The following is a 20,573-nucleotide window of genomic DNA, read 5'->3' on the forward strand; positions in this document are numbered from 1 at the left end:
TCGATGGAACCCGGTCTCACCGTCCCGACCTGGCACTCAACGGTCGCGAGTGCCAAAGCCATTTTTAGCACTCGACGGGTGAGAGTGCAAGGTCGCGCCCCGCGCGGAGAAGCCCGCCGGGCGCGTCCCGGCTTCAGTCCTGCCCCTCCTGCGCGGCGAGGAACTGATTCAGCAGCTCGACGAGATCGGCCTCTACCACAGCCTTGTCCAGGCCGAGGTCACTGAGCACGCCGGTGCCGTTCTCCTGCTCGAGCAGCGCGAGCAGGATGTGCTCGGTGCCGATGTAGTTGTGGCCGAGGCGCAGCGCTTCGCGAAAAGTCAGCTCGAGCACCTTCTTCGTCGCGCCGTCGAACGGAATGAGGGCGGGCACCTCGTCGTCAGCGGGCGGCAGCGCGGCGGTCGCGGCCTCGCGCACCGCATCGAGCGTGACGCCACGCGCTTCGATCTCGCGCGCGGCCAGCCCCTCGACCTGGCCGATCAGCCCGAGGATCAGGTGCCCGAGCGCGATCTTGCCGTTACCCGCGGTGCGGGCCACCTCCTGGGATCCGACGACCACCTGCCTGGCCCGATCGGTGAACTTGGCGAACCCGGCCTGCGGATCCATCGCGGCCGCGTCGCCGGGCTGCTTGGGCACGAAACGCTTCTGCGCGGCCTGCTTGGTGACGCCCATGCTGGCGCCGATGTCGGTCCATGAGGCGCCGGAGCGGCGGGCCTGGTCGACGAAGTGGCCGATCAGGTGATCAGCCACCTCACTCAGATGACCGGCGACGACCACGGCGTCGGACAGCTGGTCGAGGACGTTGTCGGGGCGGGCCTTCTTGATGCCGTCGATCAGATCGTCGAGGCGGAGGTTCGAAGTACTCATGCCGTCAACTCTAGGTTGACGCAGTCGGGACGTCAACCTCTAGTTGACGATTCGTGTGGCAGAGTAGGCGCATGGGGAGAGTTCGACGCGCTGCCCGCTCGGCAGGGCGCATCGTGGGGGTCGTCGTGACCGTGGCCTGTCTGCTGGCGGCCTGCAGATTGCTCTGGCCGCAGCCAGGAATCGATGCGCAGCCCGAATCCACCGAACGGCAGCTCGCCTTCGTCCGCAGCGCGCTCGACGACGGCGCCGATCTCACGGCCCAGCGGCAATTCCCCGAAGGGCACTTCTTCCTCAATGCCCTGTACGGCCTGGCCTGGGTCCAAGCCGCGCACACCGACCCCACCCTGCGCACCAGCGCGCTCCGTGAAGCGCGCTGGGCCCTCGGCCGCGTGGACTCCGAGCTGGGCCGGGCGATTTTCACCTCCACGCTCCAGCCCGCCTACGGCGTGTTCTGGGCGGGCTGGACGAACTGGCTCCGTGGCGCGATCCTTTCGCTCGATGCCACCGATCCCGCTGAGCGACAACGGTTCAGCACGCACAGCGCGGAGATCGCGGCCGCGTTCGCCACCTCACCGACACCGTTCCTCGCGGCCTACCCCGGCCGGGCGTGGCCCGTGGACTCCACGGTCGCGGTGGCCTCACTGCGCCTGTACGACCAACTGCTCGGCCCCCGATTCACGGCGGTGACCGCGCGCTGGCTCGACCAGGCCCGCACCCGCCTGGACCCCGCGACCGGGCTACTGCCACACGAGGTTTCGCCGGATGGCGCTCAGCTCGACGGCGCACGGGCGACCTCACAGGCGATGATCCAGCGATTCCTGCCCGAGATCGACCCGAACTTCGCCGCCGAGCAGTACCCCCGCTATCGCACCCGATTCCTGGCCTATCCGGGCGGATTCGGGCCGGCTCTGCGCGAATACCCGCACGGTGTCGACGGTGCGGGCGACGTGGACTCCGGCCCACTGGTCGCCGGCATCAGCCTGTCCGCCACGGTGGTCGGGCTCGGCACCGCCAGGGTGAACGGGGACAGCCACCTGGCGGCGGCGATCGGCGCCGAAGGCGAACTGCTCGGACTGCCGGTCGACCTGCCCGGCGCCAAGCGATACGCCTTCGGCCTCGCCCCGATCGGCGACGCGTTCATGGTGTGGTCCTCGACTGCCCGACTGCTGACCACGCAACCGGCCGCCGGCAATTGGGAAATGCGCTGGTGGTGGCGTGCGCCGTGGCTGATCGTCCTCAGCGTGATCGCCGTCGCCCCTTGGGTCGGGCCGCTTTTCGCGGCACTCCGCAGGAAACGGGCCGCATCCATCGGCGGGGATGCGCTGACCGGTCACTAATCGCGCCGATGGTCGCGATTTCGACCGATCAGCGCACTAATGCGCGCTCAGCGCAGCGGTCCGATTCAGTCGCGCGGACGACGTAACCGCAGCCGGGCCGACCCGCGAATCGCCGGGCGGCGGATCTGCGGCATCTTGCGCTGCGCCCGACGCTGGGCCCGCCGTTCGGCGGGCTTGTGCTGCCAGGTCTCCGGCCGCGCGGCGACCCAGCGAGCCGAGCGCCAGGCGAACGGGATGTGCGCGAGGTACAGGGCGACCAGGATCAGCAGCAGCACGATCGGGTAGGTCACCAACAACGCGGCGGCCAGCGCCACGAGCACCAGCAGACCGGCGGCCGCCTGCGGAGCGACCGAGACCGACTTCATCGCCAGCGTCGGGATGGTGCTCACGCACAGCAGGGCGGCGAAAGTGGTCCAGGCCGCGACAAAGCCGAACCCGGTCCACCAGCCGTCGCCGAACTGCACCTGCAGCGCGATCGGGACCAGCGCGATCAGCGCACCGGCGGGCGCGGGCACCCCGACGAAATACTCGCGTGCCCAATTGGGGCGGGAGTCGTCGTCGAGGAGGGTGTTGAACCTGGCCAGGCGCAGCACCAGACTCACCGCGAACAGCAGCGCCACGATCCAGCCCGCGCTGTAGCCGTCGAGCAGGGTGACATAGAGGACCAGCGCGGGCGCGACGCCGAAGGAGATGGCGTCGGAGAGCGAGTCCAGCTCGGCGCCCATCTTCGAGGTGGCGTCGAGCATCCTGGCCAGACGACCGTCGAGGGTGTCGAGCACGGCGGCGGCGCCGACCATGGCCAGCGCCACTTCCAGCTCGCCGTCGAGACCGAACTTCACCGCCGACAAACCCGCGCACAGGGCCAGGATCGTGACGACGCTCGGCAGCAACCGCACCGAGCGCGGGCGCTTGCGGCGGGCAGCCTGTTCGATCATCCCAGTACAGCCAGCACGGTTTCGGCGCCGATGGTGCGCTGCCCCGGGTTGACCAGCAGTTCGGTGCCGACCGGGAAGTAGGTGTCGACCCTGGAGCCGAAGCGGATCAGGCCGTAGGTGTCACCGATGGTGAGCACGTCACCGGCGCGGGCGTCGCAGACGATGCGGCGCGCGAGCAGCCCGGCGATCTGCACGACGACGACCTGCTTGCCGTCGGAGGTGTCGATGACCATGCTGTTGCGCTCGTTGGCGTCGCTTGCCTCCGGCAGATCGGCCGAGAGGAACTTGCCCGGCTGATGCTGCACCTCGCGCACGGTGCCCGACACCGGGACCCGCTGCACGTGCACGTCGAGCACCGACAGGAAGATGCTGACGCGCGGCAGCGGCTGATCGCCGAGCCCGAGCTCGGCGGGCGGCACCGCGGTGTCGACGAGGGCGACCTCACCGTCGGCGGGCGCGACGACCACACCGGCCCGGTTCGGCGGCACCCGGTGCGGATGCCGGAAGAACGCCGCGCAGGCGGCCGCCGCGGTCAGCCCCGCGCGGCGCACCCATCTGTTCCGGCCACCGACGACCGCGACCACCAGCGGAACCGCGACGAACGGCAGTCCTGCGGGGTGCAGCGGCGGGACGGCTGCCCGCACCAGGTCGACGACATGGCCGACGCCGGTGGTCTCAGGCGTGCCGGGCGGAGTGGGGCGGCGGGCCACGGGCTCCCTCTTTCATGGGGTGACGACAACACGAGCGTTCACACCTTACGCCGAACTCGCCGACGGCCACCGATGGGCGGTGGGCGGCCGATGTGACCGAAGCCACGAATTCGCGGGGCGGGGACGCTAATATGAGGAAGCCTCATGTCTACCGTTCACATGCTGTCCACACGGGGGCCATGGGCGATGCGGGACAGATTTCGATGCTTCAGGTACACCCAGCGGTGCGACCGCAGGTTGATAGGTACATAGGAGACGCACAATGGCTGCTCGAATCGCCCAGACGACTGGAGCTGAGCACACCGCGATTCTCGGTTTGGGCGTCTACCGCCCCGCCCGGGTGGTCACGAACGACGAGGTGGCGGGACCGATCAACTCGAGCGACGAGTGGATCCAGACCAGATCGGGAATCAAGACCAGGCGGTTCGCCTCCGCCGAGGAGACCGTCAAGAGCATGAGCGTCGCCGCCGCCGAGGGCGCGCTCGCCTCGGCCGGGGTGGCCGCCGATCAGGTCGACTGCGTCATCGTGGCGACCTCGACCCACCTGCTGCTCACCCCTGCCATCGGCCCCCAGATCGCCACCGACCTCGGCATGACCGGCGCGGCGGCGTTCGACATCTCCGCGGGCTGCGCCGGGTTCTGCCACGCGCTGGGGATGGCCTCCGACCTGGTACGGGCGGGCACCTCCAAGAACGTGCTGGTGATCGGCGTCGAGAAGCTCACCGACACGGTCGACTTCACCGACCGTTCCACGGCCTTCCTGTTCGCCGACGGCGCGGGCGCCGTGATCGTCGGCCCGGCCGAAGAGCAGGGCATCGGCCCGACCGTCTGGGGCTCGGACGGCACCCAGCACCACGCCATCCGGCAGTCCAAGGACTGGATGGAATTCTTCACCGAGATCGAGGAGAAGGGCACCGACGCGGTCCGCCCCTACCTCGCGATGGAGGGCACCGCGGTGTTCCGCTGGGCCGCGCATTCGCTGGAGAAGGTCTGCCGCGAGGCGATCGACCAGGCCGGGCTCACCACCGACGACCTCGACGCGATGGTCCCGCACCAGGCCAACGGCCGGATCATCGAGATCATGGCCAGGGTGCTGAAGCTGCCGGAGGACTGCGCGCTGGCCAACGACATCGAGGAAGCGGGCAACACCTCGGCGGCGTCCATCCCGCTGGCCATGGAGGCACTCCTACGCAAGGGCGAGTCGAAGCCGGGCGACACCGCCCTGCTGATCGCCTTCGGCGCCGGACTCTCCTACGCTGCACAGGTTGTCACCATGCCCGCCTGGCGATAGCCGACCAGCAACCCAACACCCAGACTCGGTGGCCTGACCCCGCACAGGCCACCGAGCGGTGGACGCGCCGGGCCGGTCGCATCCGAGTTGCACCAACGTGGACAGGCTGGCAAACTTTTCGCTATCGACGTTGCTGAGGCGAAGAAGCTCAGCCACCGCGTCCCCGTCGTCGAACCGAGGTGATCGGCCGTGAAACTGCGCTCCCTCCTGTCACGCAGGAGCATCAACGACGTCCCATTGCTGCCGACCATCGAGCCGGACGACGGTTCCGCGCTGCGCTCGGCATTCACCCGCCGCAAGCGCGACGAACGGCTCGAACGCCTGCTGACCCCCGGCGAACTCGACCTGGTGCTGCACAACCAGCTCTGACCGGCCAAGCGAGCACGACACCTCAGCGCGGGGGGATACTCGACAGGTGAGCACTCCCGCGGTAACCAAACCGGCCATTCTGAGCGTTGACGACGACCCCGGTGTCTCCAGGGCCGTTGTCCGCGATCTGCGCCGCCGCTACGGCGCCGACTACCGGATCCTGCGCGCCGAATCCGGACCGCAGGCCCTGGAAGCCCTGCGTGAGATGAAACTGCGCGGCCAGCCGGTCGCGGTACTGATCGCCGACTACCGGATGCCCGGCATGGACGGCATCGAATTCCTGGAGCAGGCGATGGACCTGCACCCCTTCGCCCGGCGCGTCCTGCTGACCGCCTACGCCGACACCAGCGCGGCGATCGACGCGATCAATGTCGTCGACCTCGACCACTACCTGCTCAAGCCGTGGGATCCGCCGGAGGAGAAGCTCTATCCGGTGCTCGACGGTCTGCTCGACGCCTGGCGCGGCGCCGAGCAGCGGCCGGTGCACGAGACCAAGGTGGTCGGCGATCGCTGGTCGCCGCGTTCCTCCCAGGTGCGGGAGTTCCTGGCCCGCAACCAGTTGCCGTACCGCTGGTACCCGTCCGACGAGCCGGAGGGCACCAGGCTGCTCGAGGCCGCGGGCGCCGATCCGCTGAACTGCCCGGTCGTGATCACCGCGACCGGCACCGCCCTCGTCCAGCCCAGCGACAGCGAACTGGCCGAGAATGTCGGGCTCACCGTGGAGCCGAGTGGCGATTTCTACGACCTGATCGTGGTCGGCGGCGGACCGGCCGGGCTCGGCGCCGCCGTGTACGGCGCGTCGGAGGGGTTGCGCACGGTGCTGGTCGAGCGCACCGCCACCGGCGGTCAGGCCGGGCAGAGTTCCCGGATCGAGAACTACCTCGGCTTCCCCGACGGGCTCTCCGGCGCTCAGCTGGCCGACCGGGCCCGGCGGCAGGCGGCCAAGTTCGGCGCGGAGATCATCACCACCCGCGATGTGGTCGGCCTCGAGGTGAACGGTTCGGCGCGCACGGTGCGGTTCGCCGACGGCGGCAGGCTGTGCGCGCACACCGTGCTCATCGCCACCGGCGTCGACTACCGCAGGCATCCGGCGCCGGGTGTCGACGAATTCACCGGGCGCGGTGTGTATTACGGCTCGGCGATGACCGAGGCCGCCGAATGCGCCGATCAGGACGTCTACATCGTCGGTGGGGCCAACTCGGCGGGGCAGGCGGCGGTGTTCCTGTCCCGCAACGCCAGGCGGGTGCACATCGTGGTCCGCGCCGACGCGCTGGAGAAGTCGATGTCGCACTATCTGGTGCAGCAGATCGCGCAGATCCCGAACATCGTGGTGCACACCGAGACCGAGGTCGTCGGCGTCGACGGTGACGACCATCTCGAGCGGATCCTCCTGCGCGACAATCGGTCCGGCACCGAGGACAAGGTCGACGCGCAGCGGCTGTTCCTGTTCATCGGCGCCGCACCGCAGACCGGCTGGCTCGACGGCGTCGTCACCAGGGACCCGGCGGGCTATGTATTGGCGGGGCCCGACCTGATGGTCGACGGCAACCGCCCACCCGGCTGGGAGCTCCCCCGGCCACCGCACCATCTGGAAACCAGCGTGCCCGGCGTCTTCGTCGCCGGCGATGTGCACGCCGAATCGGCCAAGCGGGTGGCCTCCGCGGTCGGTGAGGGCGCGATGGCGGTCATGCTCGTCCACCGGTACCTGGCGTAGGAAAGGGATGTGATGAGCGAACTGATCTGCGATCCGGCGGAACTGCGCACACTGTTCCTGTTCGAGAAGCTCGACGACGCGCAGCTCGCCGAGCTGTGCGCGGCGGGCCGGATCGAATACATCGACGCGGGCCAGGTGTACCGCGAGGGTGATCCGGCGACCTGCTTCTATGTGCTGATCGACGGCGAGGTCCGGCTGACCAAGCTGTCGGGCGGCATGGAGATCGAGATCAATCGCACCGACCAGCGCGGGGTGTACGCGGGCGCGTGGATGGCCTATCTCGGCGACAAGGTGAGCCAGGACTATCCGGGGTCGATGTATGTCCAGCGGCGGTCCCGGTTCCTGGTGCTGGCCGCCGCGGATTTCGCGCGGATGGTCAAGGAATGGTTCCCGATGGCCGTGCACCTGCTCGAGGGCGCATTCTCCGGCGGGCGGCGGTCGAGTCAGCGGATCGCCGAGCGGGAGCGGCTGCTCGCGCTCGGCTCGCTGTCGGCCGGGCTCACCCACGAGCTGAACAATCCGGCCGCGGCCGCCGTCCGCGCGACCGCGGGTCTGCGCGAGCGGGTGGCGGGCATGCGGCACAAGCTGAAGATGATGGCCGAGGGCAAGTTCCAGCCCGAAGCGTTCGTGAAACTGGTGGAACTGCAGGAGCAGGCCGCCGAGCAGGTCGCCAAGGCACCCGAGCTCACCCCGCTCGAGGCCGCCGACCGGGAGGACGCGCTGGCCGACTGGTTCGACGACCACGGCCTCGCCGACGGCTGGAATCTGGCGCCGACCTTCGTCCAGGCCGGTCTCGACATCGACTGGCTCGAAGGTGTGCACGCCGCGCTGGAGGCCTGTCAGGCGCAGGTGTTCGAGGGCGCGATCCGCTGGCTGAACTACACCATCGAGACCGAGCTGCTGATGAACGAGGTCGCCGATTCGACGACCCGTATCTCCACCCTCGTCGGCGCGGCCAAGCAGTACTCACAGATGGACCGCGCCCCCTACCAGGTGGTCGATCTGCACGAACTGCTCGACTCCACGCTGGTGATGCTCAACCGCAAACTCGGCGACGGCATCGCGGTGGTCAAGGACTACGACCGGGCGCTGCCACCGGTGCCGTGCTTCGCCGCCGAGCTCAACCAGGTGTGGACCAACCTGATCGACAACGCCGTCTACGCGATGGACGGCACCGGGACGCTGACGGTGCGCACCTACAAGGAGCACGATTGCGCCGTCGTCGAGATCGGTGACACCGGCCCCGGCATCCCACCCGAATCCAGCGGCCGGATCTTCGAGCCGTTCTTCACCACCAAACCGGTCGGCGAGGGCACCGGCCTCGGCCTCGAGATCTCGTTCCGGATCGTGGTGAACAAGCACAACGGCGATATCAGGGTCGAGTCCGAGCCCGGCGACACCCGCTTCATCGTCCGTCTCCCGTTGGACCCGCAGGCAGCGGAAACCGCCGACCGCTGACCGGTTCTCGGCCGCCTCGATTCTGGACTGACGCCAGTGAAGGAGCGAAGCGACTGAACGGAGGAGGGAGAATCGAGGCCGAAAGGCCGAGAACCCGCGGCGCCAGCCGCCCGATAGCACAGGAGGCAGTGATGACGGAACAGATCGACGGGATCGACCCGAGCGTGCCGCCCAGCGGAGCCGGATGTGTGGAGTGTGACGCGGCGGGCGGCTGGTGGGTGCATCTGCGCCGGTGCGCCGAATGCGGGCACATCGGCTGCTGTGACAGCTCGCCGAGTCAGCACGCGTCGCGGCACTTCCGTTCGTCGGGGCACCCGTTCATGCAGAGCTTCGAGCCCGGCGAGGACTGGTACTACAACTTCGGCACCGAGGAGATGTACAGCGGCGGACCCGAACTCGCCGCACCGACGAGCCATCCGCTGGACCAGTCCGTGCCAGGACCGGCCGAGCGTGTGCCTGCCGACTGGCGGTCACACGTCCACTGAGTTTCCTACGGCTCGAGCCCGGCGGCCTCGGCCACGGTCTTGTCGGCATTGCCCGGCGCGAGGCAGACCAGCTTGGCGGTGCCGAGCGCGACGTTCGGGCTGCCCTCGAACGGGCCGCCGGGGTTGGCCGCCAGGATTTCGTCGATCGCCTGCTTCTCCCCTTCGCTGTCGAGCTCCTTGAACTCCGCGCAGGTGATGTCGGCGCCCGCGGCGGCGGGCGCCTTGCTCGCGGTGGTGGTCGCGGGCGCGCTGGACGCAGGCGTGCCCTTGCGCAGTCCGCTGGCTTCGGTGGACTCGTCGGAACCGCACCCGGCCAGTGTCAGGCAGACCGCTGCGGCGGCCAGGACGACGAGGGAGATTCGATTCATCTGCAGCATTCCCCGGTAGATCGCGGCGCCGGAACCTCCGGCGCGTCCGATGCAGCGTACCGGCCGGTAGCGCTGCGATGTCAGCCACGTCACCATGGCTGTCCCGGCTTACGGCCCGCCTATCGATTCCTGATCGGCGCGGGCAGCGGGGATGACACGGCAGAATGGCACGGTGGCTGAACTTTCGCTGACCGCCCGGCTCAATCCTTCCGCGGCCGACGCCAGGCGCGGGGTGGTGCGCCTGCACCCGGAGACGCTCACCGCGCTCGGCCTGCGCGAATGGGACGGCGTCGCCCTGATCGGCGCGCGCAGAACCGCCGCGGTGGTCGCCAAGGCTCCCGCGGGTACCGCACCGGGGGTGGCCTTGCTCGACGACGTGACGCTGTCGAATGTGGGGCTGCGGGAGAACGCGGCGGTGACGGTGACGCCGGTGACCGTGTACGGCGCGAAGCAGATCTCGCTGAGCGGTTCGGCGCACGCCACGGCGAGCATCCCGGCGGCCACCCTGCGCCAGGCGCTGCTGGGCAAGGTGGTGACGGTCGGTGACACGGTGTCGCTGCTGCCCCGCGATCTCGGCCCCGACATCAGTTCGGCCGCGGCGACGCAGGCGCTGTCGCGGGCCTTCGGGATCGCCTGGACGACCGAGCTGCTCACCGTCACCGCGATCGAGCCGATGCCGGGACCGGTGAGCGTGCAACCCAATTCGGCGCTCGGCTGGGGCAGTGGCGCGGCCGCGATCCTGCACGCGGTGGAACGCGATGCCGACACCGACGTCGACGACGTGCCCGCGGGCGCGGTATCGGTGAGTTCGGGGCACGCGGCCATCCAGGTCGAAGATCTGGCCGGGGTACAGGGTCAGGCCGCCAAACTCGGCGAATGGCTGAGCCTGGCGCTCGACGAACCCGAACTGCTGAAAACCCTCGGCGCGCCCGCACATCTGGGCGTGCTGGTGACCGGGCCCGCCGGGGTCGGCAAGGCGACGCTGGCCAGGGCCGTCGCCGCGCCGCGCCGCATCGTCGAGCTGGACGGGCCGAGCGTCGGCGCGATGGAGAGCGGTTCCCGGCTGCGCGAGGTGGCCGAGGCGGTCGGCGATGTGGCGGGCGGGCAGGGCGGCATCCTGCTCATCACCGATATCGACGCGCTGCTGCCCGCCGAGGCAGAGCCGGTCGCGACGCTGATCCTCGACCAGCTGCGCGCCGCGATGCGCGCACCGTGCGTGGCCCTGCTCGCCACCACAGCCCATCCAGCACAGGTGGATTCGCGGCTGCGCGCCCCCGACCTGTGCGATCGGGAGCTGGCCCTGCCGCTGCCGACCGCGACGGTCCGCCGCGCCCTGCTGGAACAGCTGCTACGCAAGGTGCCCGCCGGCACTCTCGAGCTGGACACGATCGCCGCGCGCACCCCTGGCTTCGTCGTCGCCGATCTGGCCGCGCTGTGCCGGGAGGCGGCGGTGCGCGCGGCGGGCCGGGCCAGCCGCGAGCACGCCGATCCGGCGTTGACGCAGGACGATCTGATCGGTGCGCTGGAGGTCATCCGGCCGCTGTCGCGTTCCGGGACAGAGGAGTTGGCGATCGGCTCGCTGAACCTCGACGACGTGGGCGACATGGTGGAGACCAAACAGGCGCTCACCGAGGCGGTGCTGTGGCCGCTGCGCCATCCCGACTCCTTCGCCAGGCTCGGCATCGATCCGCCGCGCGGCGTGCTGCTCTACGGCCCGCCCGGCTGCGGCAAGACCTTCCTGGTGCGCGCGCTGGCAGGCACCGGTCAGCTCAGTGTGCACGCGGTGAAAGGCGCTGAGCTGATGGACAAGTGGGTCGGTTCCTCCGAGCGCGCGGTGCGTGAGCTGTTCCAGCGGGCCCGCGATTCCGCGCCGTCGCTGATCTTCCTCGACGAGGTCGACGCGCTGGCCCCGCGCCGCGGCCAGAGCAGTGATTCGGGCGTCTCGGACCGGGTGGTCGCCGCGCTGCTCACCGAACTCGACGGGGTGGAACCGCTGCGCGATGTGGTCGTCCTCGGGGCGACCAACCGCCCCGAACTGATCGATCCGGCGCTGCTGCGGCCGGGCAGGCTGGACCGGCTGGTGTTCGTGCCGCCGCCGGACGCCGATGCCAGACTGGACATCCTGCGCACCGCGGGCCGATCGGTACCGCTGGCCGCCGACGTCGACCTGGCCGCGCTGGCCGCCGACCTGGCCGGCTACTCCGCCGCCGACTGCGCCGCGCTGCTGCGTGCGGCCGCGCTGTCGGCGCTGCGCCGCGACATGGCCGCCGCCGATGTCTCCGCCGCCGACGTCGCCACCGCCCGCGCCACCGTGCGGCCGTCCCTGGACCCGGCCCAGGTGGAGTCGCTGCGCCGCTACGCCGAAAGCAGGGAGTGACCCGATATCGTCGAGCTGTGCCCAGGTTCGGTGATGGACTGGATGCGGTCACGGCGTTCACCGGTGCCGCCGTGGCCGGGATGTCGCTGTTCCTGCCCTTCACCTATGCCGCCGAGGACGCGATCGACTCGCCCTACCAGGTCACCAGTCTGGTCAACAGCGTGCCGAGGGCGGCGGCGCTCGGGCTGATCGTCGCGGTCGTGCTCGCGGTGATGGTCCGGCCGGTCAGGGCGCCCGGACTGGTCTGGCTCACTGCCACCTGCGGCGCCCTCGCGCTCGGCATCAACCACGTCATCGGTAACGCTGTGACCTCCGCCAACGTCCTGACCACCCAGAACTATCTGGATTCGCTGTTCGGCGGTGTGGTGTTCGGCGCGCTCGGCATCTGCGCGCTGCGCAGGCGCTGGTCCGCGTTCGGGTTCGGTCTCGGCGCGGTGACGGTTTTCGTGTACGGCGAGGTGGTCGCGGTGTTCACCTCGAACACGTCCTCACTCGCGGACAAGGCCGTACACACCCCGACCTGGTTGATCGCCGTCGCGATCGTCTGCCTGATCGCGAACACCCTGCGGCATCGGCACGGCGTGATGCTGCCCGCCGTGCCACGCCTGGCCGCCGATCTGCCGATCACCCCGATCGTGGCGACCACGGTGCTCGCGTTGTCGCTGCTGCTGGCCACCGAGTGGCTCGCGCGCGAATTCGACGGCCGCCGTAGCAACGGCGGGCAGATCGCGATCGCCGTCGCGGTGACGATTCTGGCCGCGCTCGTCGCCGCGCTGCTGCTGCCGGGCCGGGACGGCACCGGACTGCTGCTCGCGGTGAGCGTGGCCGCCACCGCCGATTCCCTCAGCGATGCCACGAACCTGGGGTGGAGCATCCTGCTCGTATTCGGTGCCGCGTCCGCGGGCATTCTCACCGGCCTGCGCTGGTCGAAACCCGCGGCCGTGCTGCTCGGCGCGGCGGCGGTGTGCGTGCTCGCGCTGGTCGCCGAACGGCTGCCGTTGGCCTGGGGGCTCGGCGCGGTCTCGGTGTCCGCGCTGGCCGGCTACACCTTCGGCGCGACCAGGGTCAGCTATCTGCCGAGTGCGGTGCTCGCGCTCGGCGCGCTGTATCTCCCGTCGATCCTGTGGTCCATCCCCACCCGGCTCCGGCAATGGCCGAGCGGCGCCACCCCGGTCTCGGAGGACACCCCCGCCGCGGCGGCGCTGGCGATCACGGCGGGCGCGGGCGCCGCGATTGCCCTGCTGTACCGGATCCGGCCGCGCGCCGAAGCCGCCGCACGATAGCGACACCACCCCCGACATGGGCGACGCGACACTTGTGCTGCCACGGCTGCGGCCCTGATCGCCCATAGGATCGCAGGCGCCGGACGGATCGCCATGGGGACTTGACGGAGGAGGATCGTGCTCGCCATCCTTCTCGCCCACGCGCTCGCCGCGCTGCTCGCCCCGCTGTGCGTGCGTGTCCTCGGCCGCAATGCCTTCTACCCGCTGGCACTGGTGCCGCTCGGCAGCCTCGGCTGGGTATTCGCGCACTGGGGTAGCACCGTGCGCTCGCACACCGCGTGGGCACCGCAGATCGCGATGGACATCGACCTGCGCTTCGATTCGCTGGCCGCGGTGATGAGTGTGCTTGTGCTCGGCGTCGGCGCGCTCATCCTGATCTACTGCGGTCGCTACTTCGACCGGGACGAGGCCAGGCTCGGGGTGTTCGCCGCCGAACTCATCGCCTTCGCCGGCGCCATGTTCGGACTGGTCACCAGCGACAACATGCTGCTGCTCTTCGTGTTCTGGGAGATCACGACGGTCCTGTCGTTCCTGCTGGTCGGCCACTACGCCGAACGCGCGATGAGCAGGCGGGCGGCGATCCAGGCGCTGCTGGTGACCGGTGCGGGCGGGCTGACGATGCTGGTGGGGATCGTGATCCTCGGCCTGCGCTACGACAGCTTCCTGCTCTCGGAGCTGCTGGCCACCGCGCCACCTGGCGGGCCGGCGGTGTCGGTGGGGATCGGGCTGGTGCTGGTCGGCGCGATCAGCAAGTCGGCCATCGTGCCGCTACATTTCTGGTTGCCCGGCGCGATGGCGGCGCCGACTCCGGTCAGCGCCTATCTGCACGCGGCCGCCATGGTGAAGGCGGGCATCTATCTGGTGGCCCGGCTCGCACCGGCCTTCGCCCAGACCCCGCCCTGGCATGTGCTGCTGCTCCCGCTCGGCGTCGCGTCGATCCTGCTGGCGGGCTGGCGCGCGATGCAGGTGCACGATCTGAAGCTGGTGCTGGCCTTCGGCACCGTGAGCCAGCTGGGACTGCTGCTCACCATGATGGCGGTCGGCACCCCGGACGCGGCGCTGGCCGGGCTCACCCTGCTGGTGGCGCACGCCCTGTTCAAGGCCTGCCTGTTCATGGTCGTCGGCATCATCGACCACGGCACCGGGACCAGGGATCTGCGCAGACTGTCCGGGCTCGGCGGGCGGGCACCGTGGTTGTGCGCGATCGCGATCACCGCGACGCTGAGCATGGCCGGACTGCCGCCGCTGCTCGGGTTCGTCGGCAAGGAGGCGGCGCTCGGCGCGCTGTGGTCGGCGGAGGTGCTGAGCACTCCTGCCAGGGTGGCCGTGCTGGCCGGCGTGGCCGTCGGCTCGGCGCTCACCGTGGCCTACAGCATTCGATTCGTGTGGGGCGCGTTCGGCGTCACCGCCAATCCGGATCCATCGATGCGCTGGCACGCACCGGGCCCGCTGCTGCTCGCGCCGCCCGCGGTACTCGCGGTCGCCGGGCTGGCCGCGGGCCTCGGCACCGGCGCGCTCGACCGGTGGCTCAGCCCGTACGCGGCCTCGCTGCCCGGTGTACTCGACGCGCATCTGGCGCTGTGGCACGGAGTGAACGGCCCGCTGGTGGTGACCGTGCTCGTGATCGTCGCCGGTATCGCGCTGTTCGGAATCCGCAGCCGGATCGGCGAGCCGCTGCACCCGCGCCTCGGCAACGCCGACCGCAACTACGACGCGGCGCTGCGCGCGATGGACCGGCTGTCGCTGCGCATCACCGGCACCGTACAGTCCGGTTCGCTGCCGGTGAGTCAGGCGATGATCCTCGGCACCCTGATCGTGCTGCCGACCGTCCTGCTCGCGATGGGCACCCGCACCGGAGTCGAACTGCGGCTGTGGGATTCGCCGCTACAGGCCGCCATCGGCGCGATCATGGTCGCGATGGCACTGGCCGCGACGGTACTGCGCAACCGCCTGGCCAGCGTGCTCGTCGTCGGCGTCACCGGTTACGGCTGCGGCGTGATCTTCGCCCTGCACGGCGCACCCGATCTGGCCCTGACCCAGTTCCTGGTGGAGACGCTGACGCTGGTGATCTTCGTACTCGTGCTGCGCGCCTTCCCCGCCGAGATCGCCGCCGACCAGGCCACCGCGTTCGAACTGCGCCGCGCGCTGCTCGCGACCGGGGTCGGCGCCGCCGTGACGGCGCTGGCCGCCTTCGCGACCGCGGCCAGGCACAGCGACCCGATCTGGACGGCCATCCCGGAGGCCGCCTACACGATCGGCGGCGGCAAGAACGCGGTGAATGTGCTGCTGGTCGACATCCGCGCCTGGGACACCCTCGGCGAGATCTCGGTCCTCGTCGTCGCCGCGACCGGCGTCGCCTCACTGGTGTTCCGCAGCCGCCGCTTCGGCAGCGCGCCACGCGCCGCCGACGCTCCCGACTACGACCCCGGCCTGGTGAGCTGGTTGCCCGCCGCCAGGCTCGACGACCGGAGCAGGCGCTCGATGGTCCTGCAGATCACCACCAGGCTGATCTTCCCCACCATCATGGTGCTGTCGGTGTACTTCTTCTTCTCCGGCCACAACGCGCCAGGCGGCGGCTTCGCGGGCGGCCTGCTCGCCGGGCTGGCGCTGACCCTGCGCTATCTGGCCGGCGGCCCCTACGAACTCGGCGAGGCGCTGCCGGTGGACGCGGGCCATCTGCTCGGCGCCGGGCTCACCCTCGCCGCGGGCACCGCGACGGCCTCGCTGCTGCTCGGCGCCCCGCCGCTGTCCTCGGCCATCGTCGAGGTGACCCTGCCGATCCTCGGTGACATCAAACTGGTCACCGCCCTGTTCTTCGATCTCGGCGTCTACCTGGTCGTCGTCGGTCTCGTTCTCGATGTGCTGCGCAGCCTCGGCGCCCGGCTGGACAAGGAATTGCGATGACCGCGAACCTGATCCTGCTGATCGTGATCGGCGTGCTCACCGCCTGCGGGGTGTATCTGCTGCTGGAGCGGGTGGTGTCGAAGATGCTGCTCGGGCTGATCCTGGTGAGCAACGCCGCGAACCTGCTGATCCTCACCGTCGGCGGCGGGCCGGACGGCAAGTCACCGATCGTGACCGGGTCCGGCACGTCGACCGCCGGGATGGCCGATCCGCTGGCCCAGGCGATGGTGCTCACCGCCATCGTCATCACCATGGGCCTGGCCGCGTTCGTGCTCGCCCTCGCCTATCGCGCCTACATGCTGACCACCACCGAGGACGTCTCCAACGACCCGGAGGACGCCCAGATCGCGGCCAAACGGGAGCAGGAGGACCCGGAACAGTGACCTTCTCCCCCGATCTGCTGCCTGCCGTCGCCGCGCTCCCGGTGCTCGTCCCGCTGCTCGGCGCCGCGGCGACACTGATCTTCGGGCGCAGGCCACGGCTGCAGGCGATGATCTCGCTGGCCGCGTTGTCGGCGGTGCTGGTGATCAGCGCGCTGCTGCTGTACCTGGCCGACCGCGACGGCACCACCGCCGTGCAGGTCGGCGGCTGGCCGACGCCGATCGGGATCACCCTGGTCGTCGACCGGCTCTCGGCGGCGATGCTGCTCGTGTCGGCGTTCGTGCTGCTGGTCGTGTCGATCTACGGTGCGGGACAGAACATCTCCGACGGCGACGAGAACCAGCCGACCTCCATCTACCGGCCCACCTACCTGGTGCTGACCACCGGGGTGTCGGCGGCGTTCCTGGCCGGTGACCTGTTCAACCTGTTCGTCGCCTTCGAGATCCTGCTCGCCGCCTCGTTCGTGCTGCTCACCGTCGGCGCCACCGAGGAACGCATCCGCACCGGCATCGCCTATGTGATGGTGTCGATGGTGTCGTCGCTGATCTTCCTGATCGGTATCGGACTCACCTACGCCGCCACCGGCACCCTGAACCTGGCGCAGCTGGCGGTGCGGCTGGAGGCGGCCCCGAGCGGGGTGCGCACCGCCTGCTACGCGGTACTGCTCGTGGCGTTCGGGATCAAGGCGGCGGTGTTCCCGCTGTCGAGCTGGCTGCCCGACTCCTACCCCACCGCGCCCGCGCCGGTCACCGCGGTCTTCGCGGGCCTGCTCACCAAGGTCGGTGTGTACGCGATCATCCGTACCGACACGCTGTGGTTCCCCGACGGCGCGTTCGATGACATCCTGCTGGTCTGCGGCCTGTTGACGATGCTCGTCGGCATCCTCGGCGCCATCGCGCAGACCGATATCCGCAGGTTGCTCTCGTTCACCCTGGTCAGCCACATCGGCTACATGATCTTCGGCATCGGTCTGGCCTCCGCGGCCGGGCTCACCGGCGCCGTCTACTACATCGCCCACCACATCCTGGTGCAGACCGCGCTGTTCCTCGCCGTCGGTTTGATCGAACGCCAGGCGGGTTCGGTCTCGTTGCGCCGCATCGGCGGACTCGCCACCGCGAGCCCGGTACTGGCCGTGCTCTTCCTCGTGCCCGCGTTGAATCTCGGTGGGATTCCCCCGTTCTCGGGCTTCATCGGCAAGGTCGCGCTGCTGGAGGCAGGCGCGGCCGACGGCAGCGTGCTGGCCTGGGTCCTCGTCGGCGGCGCGATCGTGACGAGCCTGCTCACCCTGTACGCGGTGGCCAGGGTCTGGAGCAAGGCCTTCTGGCGACCGCGCGAGGAGGCACCGGAGGGCCATCTCGTCGCCGCGAAACCACCCACCCTGGTGGAGGATTCGACCGACGTGTCCTACGAGGACCGCGCCGATCCCGGCCGGATGCCCGGACTGATGGTGCTCGCCACCACCGGGCTGGTCGCGGCGGGCCTGGCACTGACGGTGCTCGCAGGCCCCATCCTCGGCATCGCCGAACGCGCCGCCGCCGACCTCGACAACCCCGCCGTCTACATCGGCGCTGTCCTCGGCGCGGAGGCGAGATGAGCAGACTCCTCACCCGCGACAACGTGCTCAGGGCAGGCGTGCTGGCCTGGCTCACCGCCGTCTGGGTCGCGCTCTGGGGCGATCTCAGCGCGGCCAATGTGCTCGCCGGTTTCCTGGTCGCCGCGCTCGTCGTCTTCGCACTGCCGTTGCCGCTGGTGCCGGTGACCGGGCGCTTCCATCCGCTCTCGTTCCTCGAATTCATAGCGGTGAGCGTCTATTACGCGCTCGAGTCGAGCGTGCAGGTGGCCTGGTTCGCGATCCGGCCCGCCGGCCCGCCGGTCTCCGGCGTGCTGCGGGTGCACCTCGGCATCCAGTCCGACCTGGTGCTGGTGATAGCGACCGATCTGTTCAACCTGATCCCCGGCACCATGGTGCTCGAGGTGGACCGGGCCAGGTGCGTGATCTACGTGCACGTCCTCGATGTCGGCAGTGAGGAGGCGGTGGTGAAGTTCTACCGCATCACCCGGCGATTGGAGCATCTGCTGATCAACGCCTTCGAAAGACCGAGCGAACGCCGCCGCCTCGGCGCCGGACCGGAGGTACTGCCGTGACCATAGTCGCCGTCGTCGCCGCGGTCCTGCTCGCCGCTGCCGCGCTGATCACCAGCTACCGGGTGCTGGCCGGGCCGAGCACCCTCGACCGGGTGGTCGGGATCGACTCGCTGATGGCCATCGCCGCTTCCGGGCTCGCCGTCTGGGCCGCCTACAGCGACGACACCGCGGTGATTCCCGCGATCGTCGCGGTCGCCATCGTCGGCTTCCTCGGCTCGGCCGCGGTCACCCGCTTCCGCGTGCGGGACGACCGATGACGGCGTGGGAATGGGTCTCGGCCGTGCTGATTCTCACCGGCTCGGCACTGGCGCTGACCGCGTCGGTGGGCATCGTGCGCTTCCCCGACACCCTCACCCGCATGCACGCGGCGACCAAACCCCAGGTGGTCGGGCTGGTGCTGGTCCTCACCGGCACCGGCATCGACATCAGGCACGACAGCAACGTGTGGATGCTGGTGCTGACCGCGCTGTTCACCATCATCACCGCACCGGTCATCGCGCACCTGCTCGGCCGCACCGCCTACCGCGAACAGCGGCACCGCGACGGCCTGCTTCGCATCAACGAACTCGGCCGCGACGACTAGGACACCCCGACCGGCTCGGCCACCCGGCGCGGCGCCGCGGCGAACCAGGTGGCGTGGAACGCGACGGCCACCGCGGCCGCCGACCCGAGGACGAGCGCACCGGCGAGCACCGGGTAGTCGGCCATCGGCACCGCCAGATACCGGTACGTCAGCAGCAGTCCGGCGAACACCGCCGTCCCGAATCCGACCAGCCGCCACCGGAACAGGCCCCAGCCGCGCTCCGGCGCCCGCAACGCCGACTCCACAGTCAGGCACAGCACCACGCCCGCGACCAGGTCGACGCCGTAGTGATAACCGAATCCGAGGGTGGCCGCCACGGTGGCCGCCAGCCAGAACGCACCGCCCCAGCGCAGCCATGCGGGCGCACGGGTGCCGTCGATATCGCGACGGGTGTGGATGAACAGCGACAGCGCCCACGCGGTGTGCATCGAAGGCATGCAGTTGCGCGGAGTGACCTCGTCGAACGGCAGCGCGGCCGGATCGTGGTCGAGCGGCGGCAGGGCGATCGGCCAGAAGTCGCCGAGCTGGAAGCCGTGCCCGTCCGGCCCGAACGCGAACATCGGCCCGACCACCGGGAACAGCACGTAGCAGGCCGGGCCGACCAGCCCGAGTACCAGGAAGGTCCGCACCAGGTAGTGCGTCGGCCACTGCCCGGTCGGCACCACCCGGCGCAGCTGCCACACCGCGACCACGATCGCCGCCACCGGCAGCTCGATGTAGACCCAGTGCAGCACCGCGTACACCTCGGGGCCGAGCGCGTCGACGACCCGGCCGAGCACCCAGGACGGATCGCCGAGCGCGTGATCGGCGAGCAGCAGGTACTCGTCGAACACCGCGGGGCGCACCGCCGTGGTGACATGCAACCAGACGTCACCGACCTTGGTGGCGAGCACGAGCAGGGCGCCGAGCGCGGCCGCCTTCAGCGCGTCGGCGCGTTCGCGCCCGGTCCAGCGCAGCGCCGCGACCACGGCCAGCGCGGTCAGCACGATCGTCGGCCCGTTGCCGACCGAGAACGACTTGCCGTCGAGCAGCCGCAACCCCGCGTATACCGCGTCGATCCCGACCGCGGCCGCCACCGCGTACACCCGCCTGCGCGCGTTCACCCCGACCAGCGCGAGCACCAGGCCCGCCCACGGCACCGACATCGACTTGGGCGTGCCGAGGTAGTCACGGGCCAGGCTGGCCAGTGGTCCGTCGAAACCGCTGACCCACGCGGCGACCTGCAAACCGATCAGCAGCACGAGCACCGCCGACACGCAGGCGACGGCGAGAACGCGTGGCTGCGTGAGCCGGTCCCGAACTGTGGCACCCCCCGGAACGGCACGCGGATGTTCGACAAGCATCCAGACATCGTAAACGGCTGGTGAA

General features: G+C 70.2%; 19 protein-coding genes. 14 read left to right on the top strand and 5 right to left on the bottom strand.

What is annotated here, in order from left to right:
• Positions 1–133: 133 nt before the first annotated feature.
• Complete coding sequence (locus ACFOW8_RS14475; protein ID WP_378551113.1) at positions 134–865, bottom strand: Clp protease N-terminal domain-containing protein; 732 nt, start codon at positions 863–865, stop codon at positions 134–136.
• 71 nt (positions 866–936) lie between these two features.
• On the opposite strand from ACFOW8_RS14475, the gene ACFOW8_RS14480 reads away from it, so the two are divergent.
• The gene (locus tag ACFOW8_RS14480; protein WP_378551114.1) at positions 937–2,202 is read left to right on the top strand and encodes a hypothetical protein; all 1,266 of its coding nucleotides are present in this window, start codon (positions 937–939) and stop codon (positions 2,200–2,202) included.
• Between the two features lie 65 nt (positions 2,203–2,267).
• Here the strand turns inward: ACFOW8_RS14480 and ACFOW8_RS14485 are convergent, their stop codons facing one another.
• Together ACFOW8_RS14485 and ACFOW8_RS14490 are read right to left on the bottom strand one after the other, a co-directional pair.
• Complete coding sequence (locus ACFOW8_RS14485) at positions 2,268–3,137, bottom strand: CDP-alcohol phosphatidyltransferase family protein (protein WP_378551115.1); 870 nt, start codon at positions 3,135–3,137, stop codon at positions 2,268–2,270.
• Positions 3,134–3,847, bottom strand: coding sequence for a phosphatidylserine decarboxylase (locus ACFOW8_RS14490; RefSeq protein WP_378551116.1), 714 nt, complete (start codon positions 3,845–3,847; stop codon positions 3,134–3,136). Before ACFOW8_RS14490 ends, ACFOW8_RS14485 begins: the two co-directional genes overlap by 4 nt.
• 262 nt (positions 3,848–4,109) lie before the next feature.
• Between ACFOW8_RS14490 and ACFOW8_RS14495 the strand changes: the two genes are divergently transcribed.
• The 5 genes from ACFOW8_RS14495 to ACFOW8_RS14515 all read left to right on the top strand — a co-directional run bounded on the left by ACFOW8_RS14495 (position 4,110) and on the right by ACFOW8_RS14515 (position 9,164).
• A complete protein-coding gene (locus tag ACFOW8_RS14495; protein WP_378551117.1) occupies positions 4,110–5,138 on the top strand; it encodes a beta-ketoacyl-ACP synthase III in 1,029 nt (342 codons plus the stop codon).
• Between the two features lie 189 nt (positions 5,139–5,327).
• Entirely contained in the window at positions 5,328–5,507 is a 180-nt protein-coding gene (locus tag ACFOW8_RS14500; RefSeq protein ID WP_378551118.1) for a hypothetical protein, read from the top strand.
• A 46-nt stretch (positions 5,508–5,553) separates the two neighbouring features.
• Complete coding sequence (locus ACFOW8_RS14505; RefSeq protein WP_378551119.1) at positions 5,554–7,221, top strand: FAD-dependent oxidoreductase; 1,668 nt, start codon at positions 5,554–5,556, stop codon at positions 7,219–7,221.
• 12 nt (positions 7,222–7,233) lie between these two features.
• Positions 7,234–8,679, top strand: coding sequence for an ATP-binding protein (locus ACFOW8_RS14510; RefSeq protein ID WP_378551120.1), 1,446 nt, complete (start codon positions 7,234–7,236; stop codon positions 8,677–8,679).
• Positions 8,680–8,810: 131 nt separating this feature from the next.
• Positions 8,811–9,164, top strand: coding sequence for a UBP-type zinc finger domain-containing protein (locus tag ACFOW8_RS14515; protein WP_378551121.1), 354 nt, complete (start codon positions 8,811–8,813; stop codon positions 9,162–9,164).
• Between the two features lie 5 nt (positions 9,165–9,169).
• On the opposite strand, the gene ACFOW8_RS14520 is transcribed toward ACFOW8_RS14515, so the two are convergent.
• The gene (locus tag ACFOW8_RS14520) at positions 9,170–9,532 is read right to left on the bottom strand and encodes a hypothetical protein (protein WP_378551122.1); all 363 of its coding nucleotides are present in this window, start codon (positions 9,530–9,532) and stop codon (positions 9,170–9,172) included.
• Positions 9,533–9,683: 151 nt separating this feature from the next.
• Between ACFOW8_RS14520 and ACFOW8_RS14525 the strand changes: the two genes are divergently transcribed.
• The 8 genes from ACFOW8_RS14525 (at position 9,684) to mnhG (ending at position 19,205) form a co-directional block, all read left to right on the top strand.
• A complete protein-coding gene (locus tag ACFOW8_RS14525; protein WP_378551123.1) occupies positions 9,684–11,909 on the top strand; it encodes an AAA family ATPase in 2,226 nt (741 codons plus the stop codon).
• A gap of 17 nt (positions 11,910–11,926) precedes the next feature.
• Positions 11,927–13,192, top strand: coding sequence for a hypothetical protein (locus tag ACFOW8_RS14530; RefSeq protein WP_378551124.1), 1,266 nt, complete (start codon positions 11,927–11,929; stop codon positions 13,190–13,192).
• Between the two features lie 117 nt (positions 13,193–13,309).
• Positions 13,310–16,096, top strand: coding sequence for a Na+/H+ antiporter subunit A (locus ACFOW8_RS14535; protein ID WP_378551125.1), 2,787 nt, complete (start codon positions 13,310–13,312; stop codon positions 16,094–16,096).
• Entirely contained in the window at positions 16,093–16,479 is a 387-nt protein-coding gene (locus ACFOW8_RS14540) for a Na(+)/H(+) antiporter subunit C (protein WP_378551126.1), read from the top strand. Before ACFOW8_RS14535 ends, ACFOW8_RS14540 begins: the two co-directional genes overlap by 4 nt.
• Positions 16,476–18,071, top strand: coding sequence for a Na+/H+ antiporter subunit D (locus ACFOW8_RS14545; RefSeq protein WP_378551127.1), 1,596 nt, complete (start codon positions 16,476–16,478; stop codon positions 18,069–18,071). The genes ACFOW8_RS14540 and ACFOW8_RS14545 overlap by 4 nt, the downstream gene beginning before the upstream one ends.
• A complete protein-coding gene (locus ACFOW8_RS14550; RefSeq protein ID WP_378551128.1) occupies positions 18,068–18,622 on the top strand; it encodes a Na+/H+ antiporter subunit E in 555 nt (184 codons plus the stop codon). The genes ACFOW8_RS14545 and ACFOW8_RS14550 overlap by 4 nt, the downstream gene beginning before the upstream one ends.
• The gene (locus ACFOW8_RS14555) at positions 18,619–18,879 is read left to right on the top strand and encodes a monovalent cation/H+ antiporter complex subunit F (protein ID WP_378551129.1); all 261 of its coding nucleotides are present in this window, start codon (positions 18,619–18,621) and stop codon (positions 18,877–18,879) included. Before ACFOW8_RS14550 ends, ACFOW8_RS14555 begins: the two co-directional genes overlap by 4 nt.
• On the top strand, positions 18,876–19,205 hold the full coding sequence (gene mnhG, locus ACFOW8_RS14560; protein WP_378551130.1) for a monovalent cation/H(+) antiporter subunit G: 330 nt from the start codon (positions 18,876–18,878) through the stop codon (positions 19,203–19,205). The genes ACFOW8_RS14555 and mnhG overlap by 4 nt, the downstream gene beginning before the upstream one ends.
• On the opposite strand, the gene ACFOW8_RS14565 is transcribed toward mnhG, so the two are convergent.
• Positions 19,202–20,548 (bottom strand): phosphatase PAP2 family protein, encoded by a 1,347-nt coding sequence (locus ACFOW8_RS14565; RefSeq protein ID WP_378551131.1) that lies wholly within the window; start codon positions 20,546–20,548, stop codon positions 19,202–19,204. The genes mnhG and ACFOW8_RS14565 overlap by 4 nt on opposite strands.
• Between the last annotated feature and the right edge of the window lie 25 nt (positions 20,549–20,573).

Source organism: Nocardia rhizosphaerae (assembly GCF_042650365.1).
Classification (GTDB): Bacteria; Actinomycetota; Actinomycetes; order Mycobacteriales; family Mycobacteriaceae; genus Nocardia; species Nocardia rhizosphaerae.